This window comes from Streptomyces spongiae (assembly GCF_009377185.1).
GTDB lineage: Bacteria > Actinomycetota > Actinomycetes > Streptomycetales > Streptomycetaceae > Streptomyces > Streptomyces spongiae.
Genome location: NZ_VJZC01000910.1, coordinates 1 through 2,693 on the forward strand (window position 1 = coordinate 1; position 2,693 = coordinate 2,693).

Here is a 2,693-nt window from a genome sequence, read left to right on the forward strand (position 1 = left end):
GGGGACGAGTGCGGGGACGGGGACGGCCCGCCGGAGACCTCCGGCCGCGCACCCGCGATCCGGCCGTTCCTGTTGACCGCCGGACGGGTGTCGGGCGACGGCACCCGGTCCGTGCTACCGCTCGAAAGCCAGGTCGTGGCCACCTCGGACGGGCTCGCCGCCCTTCGCTCACTCACGTTCGAGCACCGCGACATCGTCGCCTGCTGCGGGCGCCCGCAGTCGGTGGCGGAAGTGGCCGCCCGACTGCGACTGCACCTCAACGTCGTCCGGGTGCTGGCCGAGGACCTGTGCGCCGCCGGCCACCTGGCGGTCTATGTGCCGAACGCCGCAACAACCCAGGACATCTCCGTACTGCGAAGGGTCATCGATGGTCTTCGTGCCGTCCCCGACTCACGGGGCACACTCCGCAACAGCGGTTGAACAGCCGCCACTGCCGGTCAAGCTGGTCATCGCCGGTGGCTTCGGGGTGGGCAAGACCACCGCCGTGGGCGCGATCTCCGAGATCCGGCCGCTCACCACCGAGGCCGCGATCACCGAGGTCGCCGCGGGCGTGGACGACCTCAGGCACACTCCTCACAAGACCACCACCACGGTGGCGATGGACTTCGGCTGCCTCACCATCGACCCCACGCTGAAGCTGTACCTGTTCGGCACACCGGGCCAGGAGCGCTTCGGCTTCATGTGGGACGACCTGGTCCAGGGAGCACTCGGCGGTCTGGTGATCGTGGACACCCGCCGCCTGGACGACTGCTACGCGGCCGTGGACTACTTCGAGCACAAGAGCATCCCGTTCGCCGTCGCTCTCAACGCGTTCGACGGGGAGATCGAGCACGACCTGGACGAGGTCCGGTGGGCACTGGACCTGACCGAGCAGGTACCACTGTTCGTGTTCGACGCCCGGGAGACGGGCTCGGTCAGAGACGCACTCCTGGCCGTCCTCGACGTCGCCCTGACCCGCGCCGAAAGGGCAGCCGCGGGGGGCTGAGCGCTGCCGGAGGCCGGGTGGGTGCCGCCGTCACGGGCGGAGTCGCTTGCGCAGCCCTGGGGCCGAGGCGCGTTCCCACACCGCCGGCAACTCCTGCTCCCTGGTGTCGGCGACCGCTTTCTCCCTGCCGTACAACAGGCCCCAGGTGAAGTTGGCCTCGCTCGCCGTGTGGGCCGCCACCGCCAGGTCCCTGATGGTGCCCCGGGCCACGACGCTGTCCTGGTGGTCGCCGAGGACCCGCTGAACCGCCTTGACGCGCTTGCCCAGGCGTTTGGCCGGCTTACCGAGGGCCGGGCGGGCCGCCTCCGTCGCGTAGCGCACCTTCTTCGCCGCCTTGCGGGCCTCGTGCAGGGCCACATCGCGCTCATGGCCCGGTGGCAGGGCCAGGGCGGGGGTCATGCGCCGGGCCAAGCGGTCGAACTCCTTGAGGACCGCTTCGGCCATGACCTTGTCCGCTTCCTTACCGGCCTTGGCGCGCAGCGGGGGCTCCTCCACGAGTGCGGCAAGGGAGTCGAGCAGGGCCAGGTAGCGGTGCGAGCCCAGGACGTGGAGGGTGCGCTGGTGGGACTCGGTGCTGTGGGCGACGTTCCACACCTGTAGCCGTGCGGCCACGGGGCCGAGGACCAGTTCCTCGGGCTGGGCTTCGATGTCCCGGGTGAGGCGCTCCATCAGCACCTCCTGATCGCGCTCGGCGCCCAGCTCGCCGGCCAGCCACTTCAGCTCCTTGCGGATGGTGTCGGTGACATCGCGGTCGAGAACGGACCGGTAGGAGCGCAGACAGCTGCGCAGGCGACGGCACGCGACGCGCATCTTGTGCACGGAGTCCGGCCGGTCGCGCCGCACGGCCGGGTCGAGGGCGGTGAGGACGCGGATCTGCTCTCGCACGTAGGCAAGAACCTGTTCGCCGGCCGGTCCGGCGGACTGATCAGGCCCACCGGCCGGGGTCGCCACCGTCTCGTCGAGTGCCCGGGCGAGCTTCGACGGCGACTGCGCACGAACGATGCCCTTCTCGCGCAGTTCCTTGTCCACGGCGTCCATGAGGGCGGGGTCGGTCTCCTCCGCCAACTCCACTTCCACCTCCGTCCACTCCGCACGCCTGCCCTCCGCCCGCAAGGGCTCCGCACGAACGGCGTCGATGCTCAGCTCGGCACGGAGCGCGCCCTCGGCGTCGAGGAGCTGCCGTACCTCGCGGGTTGTGCGGATGCGGACCAACGGGGTCAGCTCCGCTCCGCGGGTGCGGGACAGGGTCAGGTCGAGCAGTTGGTCCGGGACGTCATCGGTCAGATGCGACTGGACCTCCTCCCGCTCGTCGCCCGCCAAGGGCAGCTTGAGGTGCCACCCGGCGTCGGAGCCGCCGGTCCTGCGACGCAGCGTGACCGAGGAGCCGGACAGGCGGAGGTCGTCGGTGTCGTAGTAGACCGCCTCCAACTCCTCAGGGCTCGGCTCGGCAACCGACGTGACACCGTCCACACGCTCCAGCTCGGGCAACCAGGAGGTATCGAAGGAGGAAGGGACCTCGAACTTTCGCTCTGTCTCGCGCATCGCATGAACCATGTCTTACCAGGTAGGCACCATCCGGCGAACCAAACACGACGCGGACACGGGGTTACGCATTCGAACAAACGTTCGAAAGAGCTCAGTCACACCCAGGGCTTCGGCCGCTGTGGCGGCGTCCAGTTGGGAACGATCTGGTGGGGCTGCCGGTGAT

3 protein-coding genes are annotated in these 2,693 nt (G+C 69.8%); 2 read left to right on the top strand and 1 reads right to left on the bottom strand.

The window, feature by feature from the left end:
* Both FNH08_RS48545 and FNH08_RS48550 read left to right on the top strand, forming a co-directional pair.
* Nucleotides 1-420: DUF742 domain-containing protein (locus FNH08_RS48545; RefSeq protein ID WP_228034835.1), on the top strand; the 420-nt coding region annotated here is incomplete at its 5' end.
* Complete coding sequence (locus FNH08_RS48550; protein WP_152778286.1) at nt 368-985, top strand: GTP-binding protein; 618 nt, start codon at nt 368-370, stop codon at nt 983-985. The genes FNH08_RS48545 and FNH08_RS48550, both read left to right, overlap by 53 nt.
* Before the next feature lie 30 nt (nt 986-1,015).
* Here the strand turns inward: FNH08_RS48550 and FNH08_RS48555 are convergent, their stop codons facing one another.
* Nucleotides 1,016-2,539 (bottom strand): CYTH and CHAD domain-containing protein, encoded by a 1,524-nt coding sequence (locus FNH08_RS48555; RefSeq protein ID WP_152778287.1) that lies wholly within the window; start codon nt 2,537-2,539, stop codon nt 1,016-1,018.
* Nucleotides 2,540-2,693: the final 154 nt, after the last annotated feature.

Coding starts and splice junctions, on each gene's coding strand:
- FNH08_RS48550 (WP_152778286.1), top strand. CDS start 368: ATGGTCTTCGTGCCGTCCCCGACTCACGGGGCACACTCCGCAACAGCG.
- FNH08_RS48555 (WP_152778287.1), bottom strand. CDS start 2,539: ATGGTTCATGCGATGCGCGAGACAGAGCGAAAGTTCGAGGTCCCTTCC.